Consider the following 22,242-nt stretch of genomic DNA (forward strand, 5'->3'; position numbering starts at 1 on the left):
CACGGATGCCCGCCAAGCGCAGCACCCGGAAGTCCCGCACCACCCGTCCCGCGCCCGAGGTCGCGGACGTCACGCCGGCGAACCTCGACCAGGTCGCGGTGGCGCCGGTCCCGGCCCTGCCGGCGGCCCGCCCGGCGGCGCCGAAGGCCGGTCCGCCGGTCACCGGCGTGGGCGGCGTCGGGCGCGGCCAGCGGACCGGCCAGGTCCGCCGGTACGCCTTCCGGCGCAGCTGATCCGCTGATCGTGGACGGTCACCTCGTCGGGTGACCGTCCACGATCGTCAGGGCCGCCGGACCACCCCGGTCAGCTGATCAGCGGACGGAACGTGCCGAGGAGGATGCTGGCGCTCAGCGCGGCGCCCGCGAGCGCCGCCGCGCCGGCGATCAGCACGGCGTCGGCGGGGCCGAAGTGCTGCCGCCGCGCCACGGTGCGTGGGGTCGTGGCGTCGAACCCTCGGGCGTCCATCGCCACCGCCAGTCGGGTGCCCCGGCGGATCGCCCCGACCAGCAGCGTGAACGCGGTCGAGGTGAAGAGACGCAGCCGGGCGAGCGGGTTGCGACCGGCGTCCACGCCCCGGGCCCGCCGGGCCATGCTGATCATCTGCCACTCCTGACCGAGCAGCGGCACCAGCCGGAACGCGGCCAGCGCGCCGTAGGCGAACCGGGCGGGCGCTTTCGCGTTCTGCACCAGCGCGTCGGCGAGGTCCGTCGGGTCGGTCGTGGCGACGACGATCACCCCGGGCAGCGCCACGGCGAACATGCGCAGCACCAGACCGAGGGCGGTGATCAGCACGCCCGAGGTCACCATTACCGGTCCGGCGTCGAGCAGTACCCGTCCGGAGCGGTCGGCGGCGAAGAGGACCAGGGTGACCAGGATGCCGCCCGCGGCGAGCAGCAGTGGCCACGTCCGCCGGGCGAGCACGCGCAGGCGGACACCGAACAGCGGCAGCGCGGCCAGTTCGACGGCGATGGCGATGGCCGGGGCCACCGGGTCCAGGGTGGCGATCAGCACGAGCGAGAAGACCAGCGCCGCCGCGAGCTTCGCCACCGGGTTGCGCCGGGCCAGGGGCGCGCCCGGCCGGGCGACCGGATCGAGGCCGATCACGGCGCCTCCCCGGCTCGGCGCTCCAGCAGTACGTGGCGGTCGGCCAGCGCCGCGACGAACTCCGCGTCGTGGGTGACCGTGACCAGGCCGTGCCCCGCGTCCCGTAGCTCGGCGAAGAGGTCCACCAGCTCCGACCAGGTCCGCCGGTCCTGGCCGAAGGTGGGTTCGTCGCAGATCACCAGGCGGGGTGCCGTGGCCAGGGCCGTCGCCACGCTCAGCCGCCGCGCCTCGCCACCGGAGAGCGTGTACGGGTTGGCGCGGGCCAGCGTGGTCAGCCGCAACCGGTCGAGCAGAGCGTCCACCGTGGAACGCACCTCCGGCTCGGGCCGGCCGGTGCGGCGCGGGCCCAGCGCCAACTCGTCGAAGACGGTACTGGTGACGAACTGGTGCTCCGGGTCCTGGAACACCGAGCCGATCCGGCGGGCCAGCGCCGGCGCGCGCCAGCGGTGCGGGGCAGTACGGGTGTCGTCGCCGGCCAGCGCTGCGGTGGCGGCGAGCCGACCGGTGCCGGGCTTGAGCAGGCCGCCGAGCACCAGTGCCAGGGTGGACTTCCCGGCACCGTTGGGACCGAGCACGGCGAGCGCCTCGCCGGCGCGTACGGCCAGGTCGACGGCGCCCAGCCGGGGCGGCAGGCCGAGCCGTTCGGCGGCGAGCAGCACGTCGCCGGCGGGCCCGGTGGCGCGGCGGGGCGGCACCGGGCGGCCGGGCACCCACACCCCCTCGGCGGCGAGCGCGTCGCCGTGCGCGGCGAAGACCGCGTCCGGGGTGCCGTCGGCCCGGACGCCGCCGCCCGCTTCGAGCACGACCACGCGGTCGACCAGCGGCAGCGACTCGGCGACCCGGTGCTCGACGAGGAGCAGGGTGGTGTCGGCGTCCAGCGCCCGGGTGACCGCGTCGCGGACCAGGGTCGCCCCGGCCGGGTCCAGGTTTGCGGTGGGCTCGTCGAGCAGCAGCAGGCCCGGCCGCAGGGCGAGCACCCCGGCCAGGGCGAGGCGCTGCTGCTCGCCGCCGGACAGCGCGGCGGTGGGTCGGTTCCGGTCGTACGGGAAGCCGACCCGGCGCAGCGCCTCGTCGACGCGGTGCCAGATCTCGTCGGCGGGCACGCCGCGGTTCTCCAGCCCGAACGCGACGTCGTCGCCGGAGCGGGACATCACGAGTTGGGATTCCGGGTCCTGGAAGACGATGCCGACCCGCTCCCGTGCCTTGCGCGGGTCGAGCCCGTCGATCTCGACGGTGCCCTCCTGCTCCCCGGAGTCGTCGGGCAGCAGCCCGGCCAGCGCCGCGAGCAGGGTGCTCTTCCCGGCGCCGGAAGGCCCGAGCAGAAGGACCCGTTCCCCGTGCTCCACCCGCAGGTCGACCCCGCGCAGCGCCCACCGTCTCCGCCCGGCGTGCCGCCACCCGAACCCCCGCAGCATCACGGCGCCCACCAACTCACCCCCTCCCGCACCCAGCGGCCACGTCTTGTTGATCAGGAGGTTTGCGTCAGGAATGCCGCCGTTTGTTGACGCAAACCTCTTGATCAACGTGGCGGAGGGGTCAGATGGTGGCGCGTTCGCGGCCGGCGGGGAAGCGGTCCAGGGCACCCGTGCCCGCCAGAGCGCGGGTGAGCGCCCAGGCGCCGGCACCCGCGACGACGGTGGCGCTGAGGACGGTGACCACGAAGATCGGCACCCGGGCGCTCCACAGGTCGAGCGCGGCGTAGTACCGGATCTGATCGAAGATCGCCGCCGCCAGGCCGGCGAGGGTGCCGGAGAGCAGAGCGGCGGGCAGCCGGAACGAGCGGTACCGGAACGCGGCGAAGCCCAGTTCGGCGCCGACCCCCTGGAACGCTCCCTGCAGGATCGCCACGGTGCCCCACTGGCTGCCGAGCAGCACCGAGATGAACGCCGCCAGGAACTCGCAGTAGAAGGCCGCCCCCGGCCGGCGGATCACGAGGCCCCCCAGCACACCGGGGAGCAGCCAGATGCCGTAGATGACCGACTGCGCCGGCGGGAAGAAGGCGAAGGCGCCCTCGGTGGCGGCCCAGACGAAGTTCCAGGCCCAGAAGATGACGCCGAAGGCGACGGCGATCACCGAGGCGACCACGATGTCGACGGTGCGCCACCGGGTGGTGGTGGGGTGGGTCATGAGTGCTCCCAGTTCTCGATGCGAACCAGGAGAAGACGCACGCCGCGCCCGGTGTGCCCGGACGGCGGCGCGGCTGGAGGTCGACCGAACTCCCTGCGCTGGCATTACCCAGATCAGGTTCGAGGGTCTGCGGGCCCTGCCCGCACTCTCAGCGCTGTGCGCTCCCCTGTCGGATGTGAAGTTGTCCCACCGACGCTAACACCCCTGAAGATCATCCGGCAAAGTGATCTCCGTGCAGGTCAGCGCGGGAATGCCAGCTCTTCTCGCGGAGTCCATCGACCGGGCCCGCTCCGGCCGGTAGTCTCAGGCCCGCCGGTCCGCCACCCGGCAGAGGGAAGAGCACGTGACACCGGAGACGCCCGCCGCGCCCGACGGCGCCACCGCGACCGCCACGGTCGGCCCGGCCGCGCCGGACGTACCACCGAAGGAGCCGACGCCGGCCGGCGGCGACCGGCCCCGACGGTGGCTGGGGGACCGGATCGGGTCGGTCGAGGTCCTCGCCGCCCTGCTGGTGCTGCTGATCATCTTCCGGGAGCAGCTCGCCGGCGCCCTGGCCGCGCCCCGGATCCAGACCTGGACGACGGTGTTCGTCTCGGTGATGGTGCAGGCGGTGCCGTTCCTGGTGTTCGGGGTGCTGCTCTCCGCGGTGATCGCGGTGTTCGTACCCCGGTCGTTCTGGGCCCGGGCGCTGCCGAAGCACCCCGCCGCCGCGGTGCCGGTGGCCAGCGCGGCCGGTGTGGTGCTGCCGGGCTGCGAATGCGGCTCGGTGCCGATCGCCGGGTCGCTGATCCGGCGGGGCGTCACCCCGGCCGCCGCGCTGGCGTTCCTGCTCGCCGCGCCGGCCATCAACCCGATCGTGCTCACCGCCACCGCGGTCGCCTTCCCGAACAACCCGGAGATGGTTCTCGCCCGTGGGCTGGCCAGCCTGGTCGTGGCGATGGTGATGGGTTGGCTGTGGCTGCGCCTCGGCCGGGCCGACTGGATCCGGCTGCCGCGCCGGCCCGACCTGGACGACGCCTCCCGGGGCCGGGCGTTCTGGGCGGCGGTACGGCACGACGTGACGCACGCCGGCGGCTTCCTCGTCCTCGGCGCCATGGCCGCGGCCAGCATCAACGTGCTGGTGCCCGAGCGGTGGCTGCAGACCCTCGCCGACAACGCGGTGCTGTCGGTGCTGGCGCTGGCGGTGCTCGCCGTGCTGCTCTCCATCTGTTCGGAGGCGGACGCCTTCGTCGCGGCCTCACTCTCGCAGTTCTCGCTCACGTCCCGGCTGGTGTTCCTGGTGGTGGGTCCGATGGTGGATCTCAAGCTCATCTCGATGCAGGCCGGGGTGTTCGGCCGCCGGTTCGCGCTGCGGTTCGCGCCGGCCACCTTCGCGGTGGCGGTGGCGGTCGCCGTGGGCGCCGGGGCGGTGCTGCTGTGAACCGCCAGGCGCAGGCGGTGGTCCTGCTGCTGCTCGGCGGCGCGGTGATCCGCGCCTGCTTCACCGACCTCTACCTGAACTACGTCAAGGAAGGGCTGCGTCCCTTCCTGATCGCCGCCGGGGTGCTGCTGGTCGCCGCCGCCGTCATGACCCTCTGGTACGAGCTGCGCCCCGCCCCCCGCGCCGCGACCACCGGGGACGGACCGGCTCAGCCGGACGCCCGCCGGCACGACGACGACCACGACGGCCACGACGGCCACGGCCACGGCCACCACGAGCCGCGGGTCGGCTGGCTGCTCATCCTGCCGGTGCTCGGCCTGCTGCTCGTCGCCCCGCCGGCCCTCGGCTCGTACGCGGCCGGCCAGGCCGGCACCGCCCTGTCCAGCCAGCAGCAGCCGTCCGACTACCCACCGCTGCCGGCCGGCGACCCGGTGCCGGTGAGCGTGCTCGACTACGCCTCCCGGGCGCTGTTCGACAAGGGCGCCTCCATCGGGGACCGGCGGGTCCAGGTCACCGGCTTCATCGCCGCCGGCCCGGACGGGCAGCCGATCCTCGCGCGGATGGTCCTCTCCTGCTGCGCCGCCGACGGCCGCCCGATCAAGCTGGGCATGACCGGCAACGCGCCCACCGGCCTCGCCGACGACACCTGGGTGGAGGTGACCGGCCGCTACAGCGACCGGATCGGGCGGGACCCGGTGAACGACGCCGAGATCCCCTACGTCGACGTGGAGTCGTGGCGGCAGGTGCCCGCCCCCAAGCAGCCGTACGAGTGACCCGCCGGTCCGGGTACGCTGCCGATCATGCGCATCGACGCCCGGGGATTCACCTTCGACGTACGCGCCGGCGGCCCGCAGGACGGTCCCCCCGTTCTCCTGCTGCACGGCTTCCCGCAGCACGGCGGTGAGTGGGACGGCGTGGTGCCGGCCCTGCACGCCGCCGGGCTGCGCACCTACGCGCTCGACCAGCGGGGATACTCGCCCGGTGCGCGGCCGGAGGCCGTCGGGGCGTACCGGCTGGCGGAGCTGGTCGCCGACGCCGCCGCCGTGCTCGACGCGCTGGGCGTCGACGCGGCGCACGTCGTCGGCCACGACTGGGGAGCCGTCGTCGGCTGGGGCCTGGCCGCCGGCCACCCCGACCGGGTACGCACGCTGACCGCCGTCTCCGTGCCGCACCCCGCCGCGATGGCGCACGCGCTCACCGCCGACCCGCAGCAGAAGGCCCGCTCGGCGTACATGCTGCTGTTCCGGCAGCCCGGCGCGGCGGAGAAGGCGCTGCTGGCGTTGAACGCGACCGGGCTGCGCCGGATGCTGTCCGGCGTCGGCGCCGCCGACCGGGTGGCCGCGTACGCCGAGCCGATGCTCGCCCCCGGCGCGCTCACCGGCGCGCTGAACTGGTACCGGGCCATGTCCCGGGACGACCTGGCGGCCGTCGGCCCGGTGCGGGTGCCGACCACGTACGTCTGGAGCGACCGCGACGCCGCGATCGGCCGGACGGCGGCCGAGGCCTGTGCGGCGCACGTGACCGGCGACTACCGGTTCGCGGAGCTGGCCGGGGTGAGCCACTGGATCCCCGACGAGGCGCCCGCGCCGCTCGCCGAGGCGATCCTGGCCCGGATCCGGGGCTGACAGACTGTCGGCGAGCCTCGCGGCGGCTGCGGGGTCACCGACCGCCTGAGTGAGGGGGACCGAATTGCACGGAGCGGACGTGGCGCCGACCGCCGAGGAGTACCTGGCGGTGGTCACCGAGACGATGCGCCGGGTGGCGGCGAGCCAGCGGGAGGCGGTGGCAAGGGCCGCCGATTTGATCGCCGAGGCCCTGCGGGCGGACGGCGTGGTGCACGCGTTCGGCACCGGCCACTCGGAGGCCCTCGCCATGGAGATCGCCGGGCGGGCCGGCGGGCTGGTGCCCACCAACCGGATCGCCCTGCGCGACCTCGTCCTGGTCGGCGGCGCGTCGCCGGACGTGCTCGGGCCACGCCTCGAGCGGGACCCGTCGGTGGCGCACCGCCTGTACGACCTCGCGCCGATCCGGCCGCCGGACGTCTTCGTGCTCGCGTCCAACTCGGGCGTGAACGGGGCGATGGTCGAGTTCGCCGCGCTGGTCCGCGACAAGGGGCACGGGCTGATCGCCATCACCTCGGCCGAGCACTCCGGCCGGATGGAGTCGCGGCACCCCTCGGGGCGCAAACTCGCCGACTTCGCCGACGTGGTGCTGGACAACGGCGCCCCGTACGGCGACGCCACCCTGCCGCTGCCCGGGGGCGGCGCGATCGGCGCGGTCTCGTCGATCACGGCGGCGCTGCTGGCCCAGCAGGTCACGGTCGAGGTGGTGGCCCGGCTGCTCGCCGCGGGGGAACGGCCCCCGGTCTACCTGTCGGCGAACATCGCCGGCGGTGACGCGCACAACGACGCCCTGGAGGCCCGCTACACCGGCCGCATCCGCCGCGGCGCCTGAGCGGTAAGGAAGGGCCCCCTGTTAACGCCTCCGGTAGGGAAAGGGACCCCTGTTAACAACGCCGGGCGGTGTCGTGAACCGGTTTCGCGCAACGCGCGGTGGGGCACAAGCGTTCCTGCCGTCGGACGGGCCGCCGCCGGCAGTACGTCCGCATCGGAGGTAGCGCGTGACCAAGGAGACCGAGAAGCAGCGCTGGCAGCGCAACTTCGCCGACCTGCTGCAGGAACTGCGGGTCGCGCAGACGGGTGTGCAGATCCTCTTCGCCTTCCTGCTCACCCTGCCGTTCAGCGCCGGGTTCGAGCGGACGACCGCCTTCCAGAAGGACGTCTACATCGTCGCGCTGCTGGCCGCGGCCGGCGCCACCGCCCTGATCATCTCCCCGGTGGCCTTTCACCGGGCGCTGTTCCGGCAGGGGCGCAAGCCGGAGCTGGTCCGCTTCGCCCACCGGATGGCGAGCGGCGGTCTCGCGCTCATGCTGGTCTCGATGGTCACTGCCGTCCTGCTGATCACCGACTTCGTGCTCGACCGGACGGTCGCCTTCGTGCTCAGCGCGCTCACCGCGGTCTGGTTCCTCACCTACTGGATGATCCTTCCGTTCGCCCGCCGCAACTGGGGCGAGGACGACCTGGACGACGACGAGGACAGCCCCACGTCGTACTGACCGGCGACGACGCCGATAAATCGATCTTCATTGAACGCTACCCCTGGGTAACACCCGGGGGTAGCGTGGCAGATGTCGAGCACGTCGACGCATCCGGACCGAGGTTCGAGGAGGCAGCCGTGACCACGACGCAGAACAACCGGTCCGCACCCGACGGCACGGGCCCCGAGCAGCCCGCCACCGCCGGCGCGGCCGGTCCGCTGCCCACCGAGGCCGGTCAGGTCTCCGAGAAGGAGGCCCGCCAGGTCGCCGAGGCCGCCCGGGAATCCTCCTGGGACCGCCCGAGCTTCGGCAAGGAACTCTTCCTGGGCCGGCTCCGGCTCGACCTCATCAACCCCTGGCCGCAGTCGGCTCCCGACGACGTGGCGCGGGCCGACGAGTTCCTCGGCCGGCTCCGGAAGTACCTCGCCTCCGACGTGGACGGCGCCGCCATCGAGCGGGACGCGGTCATCCCCGACGAGGTGTTCCAGGGGCTGGCCCGGCTCGGCGCGTTCGGCATGAAGATCGACCGGTCGTACGGCGGGCTCGGGCTGAGCAACCTGCACTACTGCCGGGCCCTGATGCTCGCCGGCTCGGTCAGCCCGGCGATCGGCGCGCTGCTCTCCGCGCACCAGTCCATCGGTGTGCCGCAGCCGCTCAAGATGTTCGGCACCGCCGAGCAGAAGCAGCGCTTCCTGCCCCGGCTCGCCGCGGGGGAGGTCTCCGCGTTCCTGCTCACCGAGCCGGACGTCGGGAGCGACCCGGCCCGCCTGGCGACCACGGCCGAGCCGACGCCGGACGGCAGCGGGTACAAGCTCAACGGCGTCAAGCTCTGGGCCACCAACGGCACCGTGGCCACCCTGCTCGTGGTGATGGCCCGCGTGCCGGCCGGCGAGGGGCGGCGGGGCGGGATCACCGCGTTCGTCGTCGAGGGCGACTCCGAGGGCATCACCGTCGAGCGGCGCAACGCGTTCCTCGGGCTGCGCGGCCTGGAGAACAGCCTCACCCGCTTCCACGACGTGTTCGTGCCGAAGGAGAACGTGATCGGCGGCGAGGGCAAGGGCCTGAAGATCGCCCTGACCACGCTCAACACCGGGCGGCTCTCGCTGCCCGCGATGTGCGTCGGCGCCGGGAAGTGGGCGCTCAACGTGGCCCGGGAGTGGGCGGCCGACCGGGTCCAGTGGGGCCGGCCGGTCGGCGAGCACGAGGCCGTCGCGCAGAAGCTCTCCTTCATTGCGGCGACCACGTACGGCATGGAGACCATGCTGGACCTGTGCTGCCTGCTCGCCGACGACGACCGCAACGACATCCGGATCGAGGCGGCGCTGGTCAAGCTCTACGCGAGCGAGATGGCCTGGCGGATCGCCGACGAGCTGATCCAGATCCGGGGTGGGCGCGGGTACGAGACGGCCGAGTCCCTCGCCGCCCGGGGCGAACGCCCGGCCGCGGTCGAGCAGATCCTGCGTGACCTGCGGATCAACCGCATCTTCGAGGGCTCCACCGAGATCATGCACCTGCTGATCGCCCGCGAGGCGGTCGACGCGCACCTGTCCGTGGCCGGCGACATCATCGACCCGGACGCCGGTCTCGGCCGCAAGGCGCGCGCCGGCGCGCGGGCCGGTGTCTTCTACGCGAAGTGGCTGCCGACCCTCGCGGTCGGTCGCGGGCAGGCTCCCGGGGCGTACGGCGAGTTCGGCCCGCTCGCCGGCCACCTGCGCCAGGTGGAGCGGTTCTCCCGCAAGCTGGCCCGGTCGACGTTCTACGCGATGTCCCGGTGGCAGGGAAAGATGGAGCGCAAGCAGGCGTTCCTCGGCCGGGTGGTGGACATCGGGGCGGAGCTGTTCGCGATGTCGGCGGTCTGCGTCCGCGCGGCGGCCGAGCGGGACACCCGGCCGGAGAACGTCGAGCTGGCCGACCTCTTCTGCCGTCAGGCCCGGGTCCGGGTGGACGCGCTCTTCACGGCCCTCTGGGACAACACGGACTCGGTCGACACGGCGGCCGCCAAACGGATCCTCGCCGGTCGCTACGCCGGTCTGGAGGACGGCGTGCTCACGCCGTCGGCCGACCTGCCGTGGGTCGCCCGCTGGTCGCCCGGCCCGTCGACCGCCACCGACGCCCGCCGGCGCATCCCCCGCCCGGAGTGACGCGAGCCGCGGCAGGGGGTTTGCTGAACCGCCCTCGCTAGCTTGATCCACTCGACATCCTGCGTATCGCGGTATTCCAGTCACCCGGACACCGCGATATGCAGGATCTCGTGTCGATCATGGCCCGGCCGCCCGGCCGCCCGGCCGCCCGGCCGCCCGGCCGCGTCCGGCGGTCAGCGGGCGATGGCCCAGGCCAGCACCGCCGCCAGGATCAGGCCGTTCAGCACGGCCAGCCCGAGGTACGCCGCCGGCGGGATCCGGCGCCCCTGCCGGACGAACCGGACCAGGAACGCGGCGTAGCCGAGCAACAGCACGGCGACGACAATCAGGAAGTAGAACACCCGACGACCTTAACGGCCCCCGGCCGGTGTCGGACGCCGGGCACGAAGCCGCGCCGCTCGGGCCGGCGGACCGCAGGGTCGGGCCGGGGCGGTACGAGTCATGCGCGGGCAGCACACCGCCGCCGGCACCCGCCAGGTCGACGTCCGGTCGGCGTGGGGCCGGGCGCGGCGGGACTCAGCGGCCGTGTAGGCCCAGGGCGCGCAGCTCCAGGGCAGCCAGCGCCTCGACCGCGTCGTCGTCGCCGCGCCGCCACGCCTCGGCCACGTCGGGGGTGATGCGGGCCAGCTGGCCCAGCGGCTGGGTGGCCAGGGCCCGCAGGGCGAGCAGGTCCCGGCCGGCGGGCGCGGCGGCCAGCTTCGCGGCGGCACCGGCGCGGCGCATCCACCGCACCCGCAGCGGCAGCCAGCCGAGGAGCACCAGGCCGAGCGGGAAGACCAGCACGGCGACGGCCAGGGCCAGGGCGAGCTGGTCGACCAGCTCCTGCTGGTCCCGCCCGGCCTCGGCGAGAGAGCGCGCCGCCCCGGCGGCCCGCTCGAACGGCGCGGTCAGCTCGTCGCCGACCAGCGGGAGCCGGCCGACCTTGCCGCCGGCCTCGGCCAGGTTGTCGGCCAGGCCACCGCCGGCGCCCTCCAGCTTCTGTCCGGGTACGGCGAGCTTCTGCACCAGGTCGTGCAGCCACAGCGCGCCGCGCACCGACGCGTACACCCAGGCGACGACGAGGAGGTCGGTGAGCAACTGACGGGCGGCGGTCGGGAAGCGATCGGCGTAGATCTTCACGCCGGACAGCGTGCCACGGCGACGCGCCCGCGGCACCCCGTGCGGCGTGTTAGGAAGGGACCCTTATACAACGCCAGGCGTTAACAAGGGGCCCTTCCTTGCACCTCAGGGACGGGCGGCGGGTGTGGCGGTGGCGGTGCCCTCACCGGCGTGGCTCACCGCGTCCGCCACGATGTGGGCGACGTGCTCGTCGACCAGGGCGTACGCGATCTCCCGGCCGCGCCGGGAGCCGCGCACCACGCCCGCGCCACGCAGGATCCTCAGGTGCTGGGAGACCAGGGGTTGCGGGGCGCCGAGCTTGTCGACCAGCTCGTGCACGCACCGCTCGCCGTCGGCGAGCTCGCTGACGATGGCCAGCCGGATCGGCGCGGAGAGCGCGCGCAGCAGCTCGCTGGCATCCTCGAAGGCGTCGTAGCCTGACCCGCTGCTCACCCTGCAACGGTAACCAATGCCATCCGCATCCGGCTGGTCAGGACCGGTGCAGCACGACCTCGTGCGGCTCGGTGGTGGTTTCGGCGACCGGGGTGGCGCGGCGCCGTAGCGCCCGCCAGACCGCGCCGCCGAGCGCGACCACCGCGAACGACGCGATCGCCATCAGCACCACGGACGCGCCGGGGGCCGTGTCGGCGTTGGCCGCCACGTAGACACCCGAGCCGGCGGCGAAGAGACCGAGTGCCATCGCCGCCGCCAGCGTGCCGCGGAAGCCCCGGGTGACCTGCTGGGCGGCGGCCACCGGCACCACCATCAGCGCGCTGATCAGCAACACGCCGACCGCGCGCATGGCGATCGTCACGGTGACCGCGGTGGCGACGGCGAGGAGGAGGTTGAGGGTACGGACGGGCAGGCCGGAGACGCGGGCGTACTCCTCGTCATGGCAGACGGCGAACAGCGCCGGGCGCAACGCCAGCATGGTGACCAGGATCGCCGCGCCGAGCACGGTGATGGTGGTCAGGTCAGCGGGGGAGATGGTGGTCAGCGACCCGAAGAGGTACGCGTTGAGCGCCCGGGTGTTGTCGGAGAGCCCGACGAGCATCACGCCGCCGGCGATGCCGCCGTAGAAGAGCAGCGCGAGCGCCAGGTCCCCGGAGGTGCGACCGCGCGCCCGGACCAGCTCGATGGTGATCGCGCCGAGAGTCGCCACGATCACCGCCACGAGCACCGGGGACTGGTTGAGCAGCAGCCCGGCGCCGACACCGGTCAGCGCCACGTGCCCGACCCCGTCACCGATCAGCGCCAGCCGCCGCTGCACCAGGTAGATGCCGAGCGCCGGGGCGGCCAGGCCGATGACCAGCGCGCCGATGAGGGCACGCTGCATGTACGGGTACTGGAAGAGTTCCATGCTCAGCTGCTCCAGAGCCCGGCGGGCTCGTCGGGACCGTGCGGGTGCACGTGGTCGTGGTCGGGGTCGGCGTGGTGCCCGGCCGGCTCCGGGACGGCGCCGTCGTGGGCGATCCCACCGGCGTGGACGACGACCGCCCGGGAGATCAGCGGCCGCAGCGGCCCCAGCTCGTGCGCGACCAGCAGCACGGTGCCGCCACTGGCCACGAAGTCCTTGAGTGCGCCGGCGAACGCCTCCTGGCTCGCCGCGTCCACTCCGGCGGTCGGCTCGTCGAGGACCAGCAGCTCCGGCCTGCCGGCCAGGGCACGGGCGATCAGGGTGCGCTGCTGCTGCCCGCCGGAGAGGGTGGACACCGGGTCACCGGCCCGGTCGGCGAGACCGACGGAGGCCAGCGCCGCCTCGACGGCCTCCCGGTCGGTGCGTCCCGGCGGGCGCAGGACGCCCCGGCGGGCCAGCCGACCGGAGGCCACCACCTCGCGGACCGTGGCCGGGACGCCACTACCGGCGCCTAGGCGTTGGGGGACGTACCCGATGCGGTGCCACTGCCGGAACCGCCGCAACGGGTGGTCGAAGAGGGTGACGGATCCCGAGCTGAGCGGGACCAGCCCGAGCACGGCGCGGATGAGGGTGGACTTGCCGGAGCCGTTGGCGCCGAGCACGGCGACCACCTCGCCGGCGGTCACGGTCAGCGAGACGTCACGGAGCACGGGGCGGCCGTCGTAGCCGACCACCCCGTGCGTGACGGTGATGACAGGGGACGTCACGAGCAGTTCAACGCCGTCCGCAGGGTGGCCAGGTTGGTGCGCATCACCGAAAGGTAGTCGCCGCCGTCGTCGCCGGACAGCCCCTCCAGCGGATCCAGCACCGCGGTCTTCGCGCCGACCTCACCGGCGATGGTCTCGGCGACCTTCGGGCTGACCAGCGTCTCGAAGAAGATCGTGGTGGCCTTGTGCTCCCGCGCCTCCTCGGCGACCTCGGCGAGCCGCTGCGGCGACGGCTCGTCCTCCGGGCTCAGCCCGCTGACGCCGATCTGCTCCAGCTGGTAGCGCTCGGCGAGGTAGCCGAAGGCGGTGTGGCTGACGACGATCTCGCGTCGCTGGCAGGTCTTCAGGCCGGTGGTGAACTCCGCGTCGAGCTTCTCCAGCTCGGTCCGGAGGGCCTTCGCCCGCGCCGTGTAGTCGCCGGCGCGGTCCGGGTCGGCCGTGCCGAGCCGCTCGGCGAGCCGGTCGCCGACGGTGGCCAGGCGGGTCGGGTCGAGCCAGAGGTGCGGGTCCTTGCCGCCGGTCTCCTCCTCGTGGCCCGGCTCCTCGGCCGCGCCCGACTCCTCGGCGTGCCCGGCTTCCTCGCCCTCGTGCTCGTGGTCGTGCCCACCGGCGGCGGCGTCGAGCAGCGGCTGCACCGTGGCGACGTCGAGGGCCTTGTCCCCGGCGTTCTGCTCGACGGCCTCGTCGACGGCGGGCTGGAAGCCCTTGAGGTAGACGACCAGCTCCGCCTGTGCGACCTCGCCGACCTGGCCCGGGTTGAGCTCGGCGTCGTGCGGCTCGGCGCCCGGCTTCACCAGGTTGCTCACCGTGACGGCGTCGCCGCCGATCCGCTCCGCCAGGAACTGCAACGGGTAGAACGCCGCCACCACGTCTACCCGCTGCGGGTCGGCGCCGGCCTGGTCGTCGGAGCAGGCGGCGACGCCGCCGAGGGCCAGCAGGGCGGTCGCGGCGGCGGCGAGGGTGCGCGGAGCGGAGCGGATGTTCATGACGTCAACTGTCCGCGACAACGATAATGATTGTCAAAAACGCATGAGTGCATGTTCAGAGCAGCTTCACCAGGCCCGCCGTCACCAGCAGCGTCAGCACCAGCAGCCGGATCACCCGGGTCGGCGGCGTCTGCACCGCCCAGGTGGTGACCAGCAGCGCGGCGACGCCCGCCGCGAGCGCCAGCGTGAGCAGCCCGCCGACCACGCCCGGGGTGAAGAACGCGACCAGCACCAGCACCAGGGTGACCAGGAACACCGTCGTCGGGTTCGCCCGGGCCAACCGGGCCGGCAACCCGCTCTGCGTACGCTGCATCCCACAGACTCTACGAGGAGGAACCCGGTGCTGGTGACCAACCGGTTCGTGGTCGAGGTCGATGTCGCCGACGACTTCACCGCCCGGGCGCACGCCGCGCTCGCCGCGCTCGCCGCCCGGCCCGGGTACCTGCGCGGCCAGTTGGTACGCGCCCTCGACGACCCGCGGCACTGGTGCCTGCTGACGGAGTGGGAGTCGGTCGGCACCTACCGGCGTGCGCTCGGCGACTTCGACGTCAAGGTCACCGCGATCCCGCTGCTCGCCGAATCGGTGGACGAGCCGTCCGCGTACGAGGCGCTCGCCACCGCCGCGCCCGGCGGCGAGGTGGTCGTGGCGGCGAGCGATAGGTCCGCCGGTCCTTACCGGTGAGCCGGAAACCACTACATTGATCTCATGACCGCTCCCGGACCGGCTGCCTCCTCGCCGTACCCTTCGGTGCCCGGCCAGGAGGGCGCCGCGCACCCGCCGGCCGTGCCCGGCCCGCCGGCGCACCCGGGGGTCCCCACCCCGCCGGCCGGCCCCGGTGTCGCGCCGCCGTTCGCCGCACCGCCCACCGAGGGCCGCAACACCCGGCTCTGGCTGGGGCTCGGCGCCGGCGCGCTCGCCCTGCTGCTCTGCTGCGGTGGCGGGGGCGCGGCGGTGATCGGGCTCGCCGTGACCGGTGTGCAGGCGATCGACGAGCAGGGGCGGGCCGTCTCCGCCGACTACTACCGGGCCCTGGCGGAACGCCGGTACGGCGCCGCCTACGACCAGCTGTGCGACGCGGCGCAGCGGCGGGAGTCGCGCCGGGAGTTCGAGCGGCGCGTGTCCGACGAGCCGCAGGTCGCGTCCTTCCGCGTCGGCGACGTCGACCCGAACACGCTGACCGTGCCCGTCGACGTGACCTACACCGGCGGCGACCGCGACCGCCAGCAGGTGAACCTCGAACAGGACCGGCAGACCGGCGAGCTGGAGGTGTGCGGGGTCAACTGACCCGCCCCCGGTATTCTCCTGGGCTCGGGACGTCCCTGGTCGTACCGTTGTCCCGAACTGCCCGTCGCATCCCACCGTGTCCCCGCCGACCGCCAGCCGGCGTAGGAGGAAACATGCCAGCCGACCGTATCGACGCCGTTGTCAGCCTCGCCAAGCGCCGAGGCTTCGTCTTCCCCTCCAGTGAGATCTACGGGGGCACCCGCTCGGCGTGGGACTACGGTCCGCTCGGCGTGGAGCTGAAGGAGAACGTCCGCCGGCAGTGGTGGAAGACCATGGTCCAGCAGCGGGACGACGTCGTGGGCCTCGACTCCGCGGTCATCCTGGCCCGGGACGTCTGGGCCGCCTCCGGCCACCTGGACGCCTTCGTCGACCCGCTGACCGAGTGCCAGTTCTGCCACAAGCGGTTCCGCGCGGACCACCTCGAGGAGGCGTACGAGGCGAAGCACGGCAACCCGCCGGCGTCGCTGGCCGAACTGAACTGCCCCAACTGCGGCAACAAGGGCACCTTCACCGAGCCGAAGATGTTCAACGGCCTGATGAAGACGTTCCTGGGCCCGGTGGAGAGCGACGAGGGCCTGCACTACCTGCGCCCGGAGACCGCGCAGGGCATCTTCGTCAACTACAAGAACGTCGAGACGGTGGCCCGCAAGAAGCCGCCGTTCGGCATCGCCCAGACCGGCAAGTCGTTCCGCAACGAGATCACGCCGGGCAACTTCATCTTCCGTACCCGCGAGTTCGAGCAGATGGAGATGGAGTTCTTCGTCGAGCCGGGCACCGACGAGGAGTGGCACGAGTACTGGCTGCGGGAGCGCTGGAACTGGTACATCGACCTCGGCCTGTCCGAGACCAACCTGCGCTTCTACGAGCACCCGAAGGAGAAGCTCTCCCACTACTCGAAGCGCACGGTCGACATCGAGTACCGGTTCCAGTTCGGCGGCACCGAGTTCGCCGAGCTGGAGGGCATCGCCAACCGCACCGACTTCGACCTGTCCACGCACAGCAAGCACTCCGGCGTCGACCTGTCCTACTTCGACCAGACCAAGCAGGAGCGCTGGATCCCGTACGTCATCGAGCCGGCCGCCGGCCTCACCCGCGCGGTGCTGGCGTTCCTGCTGGAGGCGTACGACGAGGACGAGGCGCCCAACACCAAGGGCGGCGTGGACAAGCGCACGGTGATGCGCTTCGACCCGCGCCTGGCGCCGGTCAAGGTCGCCGTCCTGCCGCTGTCCCGCAACGAGGCGCTGTCGCCCAAGGCTCGGCAGCTCGCTGCCGACCTGCGTAAGCGCTGGGTGGTGGAGTTCGACGACTCGCAGGCCATCGGCCGCCGGTACCGCCGCCAGGACGAGATCGGCACCCCGTTCTGCGTGACGGTGGACTTCGACACGCTCGACGACAACGCCGTGACCGTGCGGAACCGGGACACCATGGCCCAGGAGCGCGTCTCCCTGGACCAGATCGAGCACTACCTCATCGACCACCTCCCCGGCTGCTGACCCGGAAGGAAGGGCCCCTTCTTAACGCCTGGCGTAGAGAAGGGGCCCCTTCTTAACGCTCACCCGCTGTTCGGCTCGGCTCGAATCCCGGTCCCGGTGCCCAGCCCGTGACGCGCCGAACACGCGTCCTCGACCATGCGGCGAACCCGTCCCGGCTCCCGCTGGATCTGGGCGGGGGTGAAGTGAATGACCAGCACGCCCTGCCGGCTCAGCTCGTTGTGCCGGTCCAGCGTCCGCGTCCAGTCGTCGGGGCTGATGTGGTACTCCCGCGAATCGACCTCCAACGCCACCGCGCCGTCCCGCAGATACCCGTCCGGGGTCGGCAGTCGCGCGCCGTCCGCCGCCCACAGCCGTGGGTTCCACAGGATCTCCGGCAGCAGCCGGCTCCCGGCCAGGCACTCGCGCAGCTCGGTCTCCGGTGCCGAGCGGGTGCCGTCCGCGACCTCGGCGAAGGCCTTACGGATCAGCGCGGTCCGGCTGCGCCGGGCCCGGCGGATCTCCTCGTCCAGGGTTGCGAGGTCGGCGAAGCCCCGCTGAACGGCCTCGGCCACGGTGGCTCGGACCGGTCGTAGCTGACCCAGGTCCCGGGCGGCGTCCACGACAGCCCGGGCCGGTGAGCACACCGGGTAGAGGGCCGTCTTCCGGGCCCGGTGATCGAGCTGCAAGGTCCGGGCTATCACCGCGTAGCCAGCCGATCGGCGCCGTGTGTGGTGCGGCAGGATCAGGTGTACGTCCGTTGTGCGAGGGCTGTACCGAAAGCCGTACCAATCAGGGCCGCCAAGCCGGTGAGCTGCGCGTCCGGACCGGCGTAGAGCGTTGCGGCGATCCGTCGCTGCTCCTCGGTGAGGGTGCCGGTGACCAGCGCGTATGTCGCCGGCAGCACTCGCTGCCACAGGCCGCGCCGGGTCTGCCGGTACAGGTACATGTCGTCGAAGCCGGCGGCCAGGAGCTGAGCGCGCGTGACGATCTGCTGCTGGCGCTCGGCCACGTCCACGAGTTCGGGCGGGTGTTCAGGCATGCATCGCAGGATGCGGTTGCCGCTCGCCCGCTTTCTGCCCGCGCGGCCGGATCTGTGGACAGCCGACGCTCCTGTGGACAACTCCCGGCTGGCGGCCGCTTGTGATATGCGCCGTGTTAAGAAGGGGCCCCTGCTCTACCGGAGACGTTAAGAAGGGGCCCTTCCTTACACTTGGGCGGTGACCACGATGACGGCTCCCGTGCTGCGCCCGCTGACGATCGGGCGGCACGAGGTGTGGCCGCCGGTCGTGCTCGCGCCGATGGCCGGCATCACCAACGTCGGGTTCCGCCAGCTCTGCCGGGAGCAGGGTGGCGGCATCTACGTCTGCGAGATGATCACCACGGTGGCCCTGGTCGAGCGCAACCCGAAGACGCTGCGCATGATCGCCTTCGGGGAGGACGAGTCGCCCCGCAGCCTCCAGCTCTACGGCACCGACCCGGAGATCACCGCCGCCGCCGTGCGGATCGTCGTCGAGAAGGACCTCGCCGACCACATCGACCTCAACTTCGGCTGCCCGGTTCCCAAGGTCACCCGCAAGGGTGGCGGCTCAGCGCTGCCGTGGCGCCGCCGGCTCTTCGCCCGCCTCGTCAAGGCCGCGGTGGACGCCGCGTCGCCCGCGGGGGTGCCGGTCACGGTCAAGATGCGCAAGGGCATCGACGACGGCCATCTGACGTACGTCGAGGCCGGCCTCGCCGCCCAGGACGCGGGCGTCGCGGCGGTGGCCCTGCACGGGCGTACGGCGGCGCAGCGCTATTCGGGCACCGCCGACTGGGACGCGATCGCCACGCTCAAGGCGGCCCTCGACGTGCCGGTGCTCGGCAACGGTGACATCTGGGAGGCCGACGACGCGCTGCGGATGGTGGCCCACACCGGCGTCGACGGGGTGGTCGTGGGCCGGGGCTGCCTCGGCCGCCCGTGGCTCTTCGCCGACCTGGAGGCCGCGTTCAACGGGTCGCCCGAGCGCCGGCTGCCGACGCTGGGCGAGGTCGCGGCGACGATGCGGCGGCACGCGGAGTTGCTGGTCGAGCAGTTCACCGCCGGCGCCCGCGACGCCGCCCGGGGCGAGCGGGACGGCTGCACGGATTTCCGCAAGCACGTCGCCTGGTACCTGAAGGGGTTTCCGGTCGGCAGCGAGCTGCGCCGGTCGCTCGCCATGATCGAGAGCCTGGCCCAGCTCGACGACCTGCTCGGCAAGCTCGACCCGGCCGTGCCGTTCCCGGTGGAGACGCTCGGCCAGCCGCGCGGGCGCACCAACTCCCCGGGCAAGGTCTTCCTGCCGGACGGCTGGCTGGCCAGCCGCGACGACGACACCGTCCCCGAGGGCGCCGAACTGGACGACTCCGGCGGCTGACTCCGGCTCGCCTGCCTCGGACGGCGCTTGGCGGCGGCAACTTCGGGGACGTTGTCCCCTCGCTCCGCGCCGAGGCAGCAACTTCCCCGAAAATGTCGGCTGCCTCGCGAAGGGGGCGAGACGACGAAGGGCCGGCCCCCGGTGGGGGCCGGCCCTGTCGTGACGCCGGTGTGTCAGGAGGTGCTGTAGCCGCGGGTGGCGATCCAGTCGGCCAGGGCCTCGGTGGTCATCCAGTACGAGGCGGTGTCCGGGTTGGCCGAGTCGGCGATCTTCACCTGCTTGGCGCCGTCCCGGTAGCCCACCACGCTGATGTAGTGGCCGCCCTCGAAGGAGTGCAGCCCGCCCTCGGTGTCGGTCGCGGTGCCGGCGATGTTCGCCACCACGGCGCGGCCCTCGTCGACGGTGCGCTTGACGTCCTTGCGCAGCTTGTTGGTCTGCTTCTCGTCGGCCCGACCCTCGGAGATCTCGACGCTGCGGTAGACGTCGTCACCGGTCTCGTCGTTCAGCACCGGGGTGATGTCGTGGATGGAGTCGGTGCCGGCCTCGGTGGTGCCCATCCGCTCGGCCATGGCGTCCACGTCGACGGCCTTGCCCTGCACGGACAGGGCGTTCCGGGTGGCGGCCGGGCCGCAGTAGTAGAAGTTCGGCTGAGCCTGGTAGTCGACGGCCAGCTCGCGGTCGCCCTTGAGCTCGCCCATGAAGTCGCCGGTGCGCTCGGCCTGGGTGGCGGCCGGCTTGTCGTCGGCGTACGCGGTGGGGATCACACCGGTGATCACGCCACCGGTCACCGCGAGACCGGCGGCGGCCAGGGCGGCCTTGCGGGTACGCAGGAAATCGGTACGCATGATGATCGAAGCCTTTCGCTCGGGGGTGACGCGCGGCGGGCAAGGGGATGCACGTCGCCGGCGTGCTCACGGAGCCCGGTGTCACACTCGGGCCGTACGCCCGGCTGGGGGATGCCGCTCGGGCGTCCGAAGATGTAACCGTCCGGGGGCGCGGACCATTCCGGCCGGTGGGGCCGGGGCGCGGCACCGGTAGGGCGCGGCGGCCCTGGTCACGGTATGTACAACAGCCCTGGCGGCCCGCCGATTCCGGCCCTGGTGTGGCCCCGGCCACCGGACAGCCTGGCCGATTCCGGTCATTCGGTCACGGCGGGATCGTGGAAGGAAACGGCCCCCGGAGGGCTGACACCTGAGAACGGCGCGCCGATTCAGGCGATTGGGGTCCGGGTGCCGGTCTGGGCGGGGATGTGTGCGGTGACCGGTTCGTCCGTGGGCCACGGGATCTCCGGTGCCCGGTGGTAGGCGATGCCGGCCGCCGCCCACCGCCGGCCGTGCCCGGCCAGCCGCTCGCGGAACGCCGTCCAGTCGTGCGTGGCGCGCGGCGACCAGCCCAGCTCGGCCACGGCGGGCAGCCGGGGCAGGAGCATGAACTCGATCTCCGCCAGCGAGGTGACCGACTCGGTCCAGAGCGGGGCCTCGACGCCGAGGACCGCCTCCGCCGGCACGCCGGCCACGTGCGTCCCCGGATCCCAGTCGTACGCCCGACGCACGTCGATCAGGCCCGCCCAGTCGTGCCCGATCGGGGTGTCCGGGGCGTACTTCATGTCCAGGTACGCGTGGTTACCGGGGGAGAGGATCAGCCGGGCGCCGCGGCGTACGGCGTCGGCGGTCACCGGGTCCGCGCCGTCGGTGCCCCACCACTGGAGGACCCGCCCGTCGGTGTGCGCCGCCGGGGCGAGCTGGTGCCAGCCCACCACGGTCTTGCCGAGGTCCGCCACGATGCGCTGCACCCGCTCGACGAATCCGGTGTACGCCGTCCCCTTGACCTTGAAGGCCTCGTCCCCGCCCACGTGCAGGAACGGGCCGGGGGTGCGGGCGGCGACCTCGCCGAGCACGTCGGTGACGAAGTCGTACGTCCGCTCGTTGGCCGGGTCGACGTAGCTGAAGCCGACCTCGGTGCCGGTGTACGGCGGCGGCGCGACCCCGTCCGGTGCGAGCTCCGGGTACGCGGTCAGCGCGGAGTTGGTGTGCCCTGGCAGGTCGATCTCCGGGACGACGGTGATGTGCCGTTCGGCCGCGTACGCGACGATGCGCCGGTAGTCGGCCGCCGTGTACCACCCGCCGGGGGCGTCGCCGACCGCCGTCGCCCCGCCGACCGTCGCCAGTCGGGGCCAGGAGTCGACGGCGATCCGCCAGCCCTGGTCGTCGGTGAGGTGCAGGTGCAGGTGGTTGAGCTTGTACCGGGCCAGGTGGTCGATCACCCGCAGCACGTCGTCCACGCCGAAGAAGTGCCGGGCGACGTCGAGCATCGCGCCCCGGTACGCGAACCGGGGCCGGTCGGTGATCGACCCGCCGGGCACCACCCAGCGCTCCGCAACCGGGGTCGGGTTCTCGATGGCCGCCGGGAGGAGCTGCCGGAGGGTCTGTACGCCGTGCAGCAGCCCGGCCGGGGTGGCGGCGCCGATGCGTACCCCGGCCGGTGTCACGTCCAGGCGGTAGCCCTCGGGGCCGAGAACCGGGTCGTCGTCGAGCGCCAGCGCGATGCCGCCGGCCGGCTCCGGGCGGGCCGCGTCGGTGACCGGCAGCGGGTAGCCCGTGGCGGGGCGCAGCAGCGCGGCCAGTTGCTCTCCGACGGCCAGCGCGGCGGGGTCGGTGCTGACCCGGACCGCCGCCTCGGGGAGGAGAACGAAGTCCGCCGCCGGGTCGGGCGTGACCTGCTCGGGGGCCGGAACGACGTCGCCGAGCCGGACCGGCGACGGCGGGGCCAGCAGGTCCCCGGCCGTGCGGGCGGCCGCCCGGGCCAGCTCCGGCGCCGCCGGCGCCCGGTCGGCCAGGACGGGCGGCGCGGGGTCGGCGTGGCGGGCGGGCTCGCCGGCGCGCCGCGGCGCGGTCCCGGCGTCCAGCGGGTCCGGGGCGGCGGTGGGGGCGGATGACACGACGACGGCTCCGAGGGGTGTATTCGCGGCTGTTATGGCAAAGGTGACCTTCACCGGGAT

General features: G+C 73.3%; 25 protein-coding genes and 1 riboswitch. Of the genes, 11 read left to right on the forward strand and 14 right to left on the reverse strand.

From position 1 onward, the window contains the following. Positions 1-5 precede the first annotated feature (5 nt). The gene (locus ACN26Y_RS14255; protein ID WP_155330744.1) at positions 6-233 is read left to right on the forward strand and encodes a hypothetical protein; all 228 of its coding nucleotides are present in this window, start codon (positions 6-8) and stop codon (positions 231-233) included. 70 nt (positions 234-303) lie between these two features. Here ACN26Y_RS14255 and ACN26Y_RS14260 read toward each other — a convergent pair whose 3' ends face one another. The 3 genes from ACN26Y_RS14260 to ACN26Y_RS14270 all read right to left on the reverse strand — a co-directional run bounded on the left by ACN26Y_RS14260 (position 304) and on the right by ACN26Y_RS14270 (position 3,231). After that, positions 304-1,104, reverse strand: a complete 801-nt coding sequence (locus ACN26Y_RS14260) for an energy-coupling factor transporter transmembrane component T family protein (RefSeq protein ID WP_155330745.1) — start codon at positions 1,102-1,104, stop codon at positions 304-306. After that, positions 1,101-2,531, reverse strand: coding sequence for an ABC transporter ATP-binding protein (locus ACN26Y_RS14265; RefSeq protein ID WP_422734801.1), 1,431 nt, complete (start codon positions 2,529-2,531; stop codon positions 1,101-1,103). Before ACN26Y_RS14265 ends, ACN26Y_RS14260 begins: the two co-directional genes overlap by 4 nt. 109 nt (positions 2,532-2,640) lie before the next feature. After that, positions 2,641-3,231 (reverse strand): ECF transporter S component, encoded by a 591-nt coding sequence (locus tag ACN26Y_RS14270; protein ID WP_155330747.1) that lies wholly within the window; start codon positions 3,229-3,231, stop codon positions 2,641-2,643. 72 nt (positions 3,232-3,303) lie between these two features. Then, positions 3,304-3,409: riboswitch (TPP riboswitch) on the reverse strand. Between the two features lie 288 nt (positions 3,410-3,697). Here ACN26Y_RS14270 and ACN26Y_RS14275 point away from each other — a divergent pair. From ACN26Y_RS14275 to ACN26Y_RS14300, 6 genes are all read left to right on the forward strand, one after another. Then, a complete protein-coding gene (locus tag ACN26Y_RS14275; RefSeq protein WP_155334085.1) occupies positions 3,698-4,651 on the forward strand; it encodes a permease in 954 nt (317 codons plus the stop codon). Further along, positions 4,648-5,424, forward strand: a complete 777-nt coding sequence (locus ACN26Y_RS14280; protein WP_155330748.1) for a TIGR03943 family putative permease subunit — start codon at positions 4,648-4,650, stop codon at positions 5,422-5,424. Before ACN26Y_RS14275 ends, ACN26Y_RS14280 begins: the two co-directional genes overlap by 4 nt. A gap of 27 nt (positions 5,425-5,451) precedes the next feature. After that, on the forward strand, positions 5,452-6,276 hold the full coding sequence (locus ACN26Y_RS14285; RefSeq protein WP_155330749.1) for an alpha/beta fold hydrolase: 825 nt from the start codon (positions 5,452-5,454) through the stop codon (positions 6,274-6,276). A gap of 79 nt (positions 6,277-6,355) precedes the next feature. Then, positions 6,356-7,105, forward strand: coding sequence for a sugar isomerase domain-containing protein (locus tag ACN26Y_RS14290; protein WP_155330750.1), 750 nt, complete (start codon positions 6,356-6,358; stop codon positions 7,103-7,105). Between the two features lie 166 nt (positions 7,106-7,271). Then, positions 7,272-7,766, forward strand: a complete 495-nt coding sequence (locus ACN26Y_RS14295) for a DUF6328 family protein (protein ID WP_155330751.1) — start codon at positions 7,272-7,274, stop codon at positions 7,764-7,766. Between the two features lie 119 nt (positions 7,767-7,885). Beyond that, the gene (locus ACN26Y_RS14300) at positions 7,886-9,889 is read left to right on the forward strand and encodes an acyl-CoA dehydrogenase family protein (RefSeq protein ID WP_155330752.1); all 2,004 of its coding nucleotides are present in this window, start codon (positions 7,886-7,888) and stop codon (positions 9,887-9,889) included. Between the two features lie 173 nt (positions 9,890-10,062). On the opposite strand, the gene ACN26Y_RS14305 is transcribed toward ACN26Y_RS14300, so the two are convergent. The 7 genes from ACN26Y_RS14305 to ACN26Y_RS14335 all read right to left on the reverse strand — a co-directional run bounded on the left by ACN26Y_RS14305 (position 10,063) and on the right by ACN26Y_RS14335 (position 14,410). Beyond that, positions 10,063-10,230: a hypothetical protein gene (locus ACN26Y_RS14305; protein ID WP_196255853.1), complete on the reverse strand. Its 168-nt coding sequence runs from the start codon at positions 10,228-10,230 to the stop codon at positions 10,063-10,065. A 175-nt stretch (positions 10,231-10,405) separates the two neighbouring features. Further along, complete coding sequence (locus ACN26Y_RS14310) at positions 10,406-11,008, reverse strand: hypothetical protein (protein WP_155330753.1); 603 nt, start codon at positions 11,006-11,008, stop codon at positions 10,406-10,408. A 105-nt stretch (positions 11,009-11,113) separates the two neighbouring features. Continuing rightward, positions 11,114-11,440, reverse strand: coding sequence for an ArsR/SmtB family transcription factor (locus ACN26Y_RS14315; protein WP_155330754.1), 327 nt, complete (start codon positions 11,438-11,440; stop codon positions 11,114-11,116). Between the two features lie 37 nt (positions 11,441-11,477). Then, a complete protein-coding gene (locus tag ACN26Y_RS14320; RefSeq protein WP_155330755.1) occupies positions 11,478-12,347 on the reverse strand; it encodes a metal ABC transporter permease in 870 nt (289 codons plus the stop codon). A gap of 2 nt (positions 12,348-12,349) precedes the next feature. Continuing rightward, positions 12,350-13,111, reverse strand: coding sequence for a metal ABC transporter ATP-binding protein (locus ACN26Y_RS14325; protein WP_155330756.1), 762 nt, complete (start codon positions 13,109-13,111; stop codon positions 12,350-12,352). Then, a complete protein-coding gene (locus ACN26Y_RS14330) occupies positions 13,108-14,097 on the reverse strand; it encodes a metal ABC transporter substrate-binding protein (RefSeq protein ID WP_155330757.1) in 990 nt (329 codons plus the stop codon). The genes ACN26Y_RS14325 and ACN26Y_RS14330 overlap by 4 nt, the downstream gene beginning before the upstream one ends. 55 nt (positions 14,098-14,152) lie before the next feature. Further along, complete coding sequence (locus tag ACN26Y_RS14335; protein WP_155330758.1) at positions 14,153-14,410, reverse strand: hypothetical protein; 258 nt, start codon at positions 14,408-14,410, stop codon at positions 14,153-14,155. 27 nt (positions 14,411-14,437) lie between these two features. On the opposite strand from ACN26Y_RS14335, the gene ACN26Y_RS14340 reads away from it, so the two are divergent. The 3 genes from ACN26Y_RS14340 to ACN26Y_RS14350 all read left to right on the forward strand — a co-directional run bounded on the left by ACN26Y_RS14340 (position 14,438) and on the right by ACN26Y_RS14350 (position 16,875). Beyond that, on the forward strand, positions 14,438-14,779 hold the full coding sequence (locus tag ACN26Y_RS14340; protein ID WP_155330759.1) for an antibiotic biosynthesis monooxygenase family protein: 342 nt from the start codon (positions 14,438-14,440) through the stop codon (positions 14,777-14,779). A 24-nt stretch (positions 14,780-14,803) separates the two neighbouring features. Then, positions 14,804-15,382, forward strand: coding sequence for a hypothetical protein (locus tag ACN26Y_RS14345; RefSeq protein WP_230688991.1), 579 nt, complete (start codon positions 14,804-14,806; stop codon positions 15,380-15,382). A gap of 113 nt (positions 15,383-15,495) precedes the next feature. After that, positions 15,496-16,875, forward strand: coding sequence for a glycine--tRNA ligase (locus ACN26Y_RS14350; RefSeq protein WP_155330760.1), 1,380 nt, complete (start codon positions 15,496-15,498; stop codon positions 16,873-16,875). 59 nt (positions 16,876-16,934) lie between these two features. Here the strand turns inward: ACN26Y_RS14350 and ACN26Y_RS14355 are convergent, their stop codons facing one another. Further along, the gene (locus tag ACN26Y_RS14355; protein ID WP_422734802.1) at positions 16,935-17,540 is read right to left on the reverse strand and encodes a hypothetical protein; all 606 of its coding nucleotides are present in this window, start codon (positions 17,538-17,540) and stop codon (positions 16,935-16,937) included. Positions 17,541-17,596: 56 nt separating this feature from the next. Next, the gene (locus ACN26Y_RS14360; protein WP_230688993.1) at positions 17,597-17,893 is read right to left on the reverse strand and encodes a type IV toxin-antitoxin system AbiEi family antitoxin domain-containing protein; all 297 of its coding nucleotides are present in this window, start codon (positions 17,891-17,893) and stop codon (positions 17,597-17,599) included. 187 nt (positions 17,894-18,080) lie between these two features. On the opposite strand from ACN26Y_RS14360, the gene dusB reads away from it, so the two are divergent. Then, positions 18,081-19,244 carry a tRNA dihydrouridine synthase DusB gene (gene dusB, locus ACN26Y_RS14365; protein ID WP_155334087.1) on the forward strand — a complete coding sequence of 388 codons (1,164 nt, stop codon included), beginning with the start codon at positions 18,081-18,083 and terminating at the stop codon, positions 19,242-19,244. Between the two features lie 173 nt (positions 19,245-19,417). On the opposite strand, the gene ACN26Y_RS14370 is transcribed toward dusB, so the two are convergent. Together ACN26Y_RS14370 and ACN26Y_RS14375 are read right to left on the reverse strand one after the other, a co-directional pair. Next, positions 19,418-20,089 (reverse strand): C39 family peptidase, encoded by a 672-nt coding sequence (locus tag ACN26Y_RS14370; protein WP_155330761.1) that lies wholly within the window; start codon positions 20,087-20,089, stop codon positions 19,418-19,420. Between the two features lie 365 nt (positions 20,090-20,454). Beyond that, the gene (locus ACN26Y_RS14375) at positions 20,455-22,182 is read right to left on the reverse strand and encodes a beta-N-acetylhexosaminidase (RefSeq protein ID WP_155330762.1); all 1,728 of its coding nucleotides are present in this window, start codon (positions 22,180-22,182) and stop codon (positions 20,455-20,457) included. Positions 22,183-22,242: the final 60 nt, after the last annotated feature.

This window comes from Micromonospora sp. WMMD558 (assembly GCF_049315255.1).
In the GTDB taxonomy this organism is placed as follows: domain Bacteria; phylum Actinomycetota; class Actinomycetes; order Mycobacteriales; family Micromonosporaceae; genus Micromonospora.

Bases quoted from the DNA above. Each gene is read 5' to 3' on its own strand.
- dusB (WP_155334087.1), top strand. From the start codon at position 18,081: ATGACGGCTCCCGTGCTGCGCCCGCTGACGATCGGGCGGCACGAGGTG.
- ACN26Y_RS14285 (WP_155330749.1), top strand. From the start codon at position 5,452: ATGCGCATCGACGCCCGGGGATTCACCTTCGACGTACGCGCCGGCGGC.
- ACN26Y_RS14270 (WP_155330747.1), bottom strand. From the start codon at position 3,231: ATGACCCACCCCACCACCACCCGGTGGCGCACCGTCGACATCGTGGTC.
- ACN26Y_RS14370 (WP_155330761.1), bottom strand. From the start codon at position 20,089: ATGCGTACCGATTTCCTGCGTACCCGCAAGGCCGCCCTGGCCGCCGCC.
- ACN26Y_RS14360 (WP_230688993.1), bottom strand. From the start codon at position 17,893: ATGCCTGAACACCCGCCCGAACTCGTGGACGTGGCCGAGCGCCAGCAG.
- ACN26Y_RS14320 (WP_155330755.1), bottom strand. From the start codon at position 12,347: ATGGAACTCTTCCAGTACCCGTACATGCAGCGTGCCCTCATCGGCGCG.
- ACN26Y_RS14255 (WP_155330744.1), top strand. From the start codon at position 6: ATGCCCGCCAAGCGCAGCACCCGGAAGTCCCGCACCACCCGTCCCGCG.
- ACN26Y_RS14330 (WP_155330757.1), bottom strand. From the start codon at position 14,097: ATGAACATCCGCTCCGCTCCGCGCACCCTCGCCGCCGCCGCGACCGCC.
- ACN26Y_RS14335 (WP_155330758.1), bottom strand. From the start codon at position 14,410: ATGCAGCGTACGCAGAGCGGGTTGCCGGCCCGGTTGGCCCGGGCGAAC.
- ACN26Y_RS14350 (WP_155330760.1), top strand. From the start codon at position 15,496: ATGCCAGCCGACCGTATCGACGCCGTTGTCAGCCTCGCCAAGCGCCGA.
- ACN26Y_RS14345 (WP_230688991.1), top strand. From the start codon at position 14,804: ATGACCGCTCCCGGACCGGCTGCCTCCTCGCCGTACCCTTCGGTGCCC.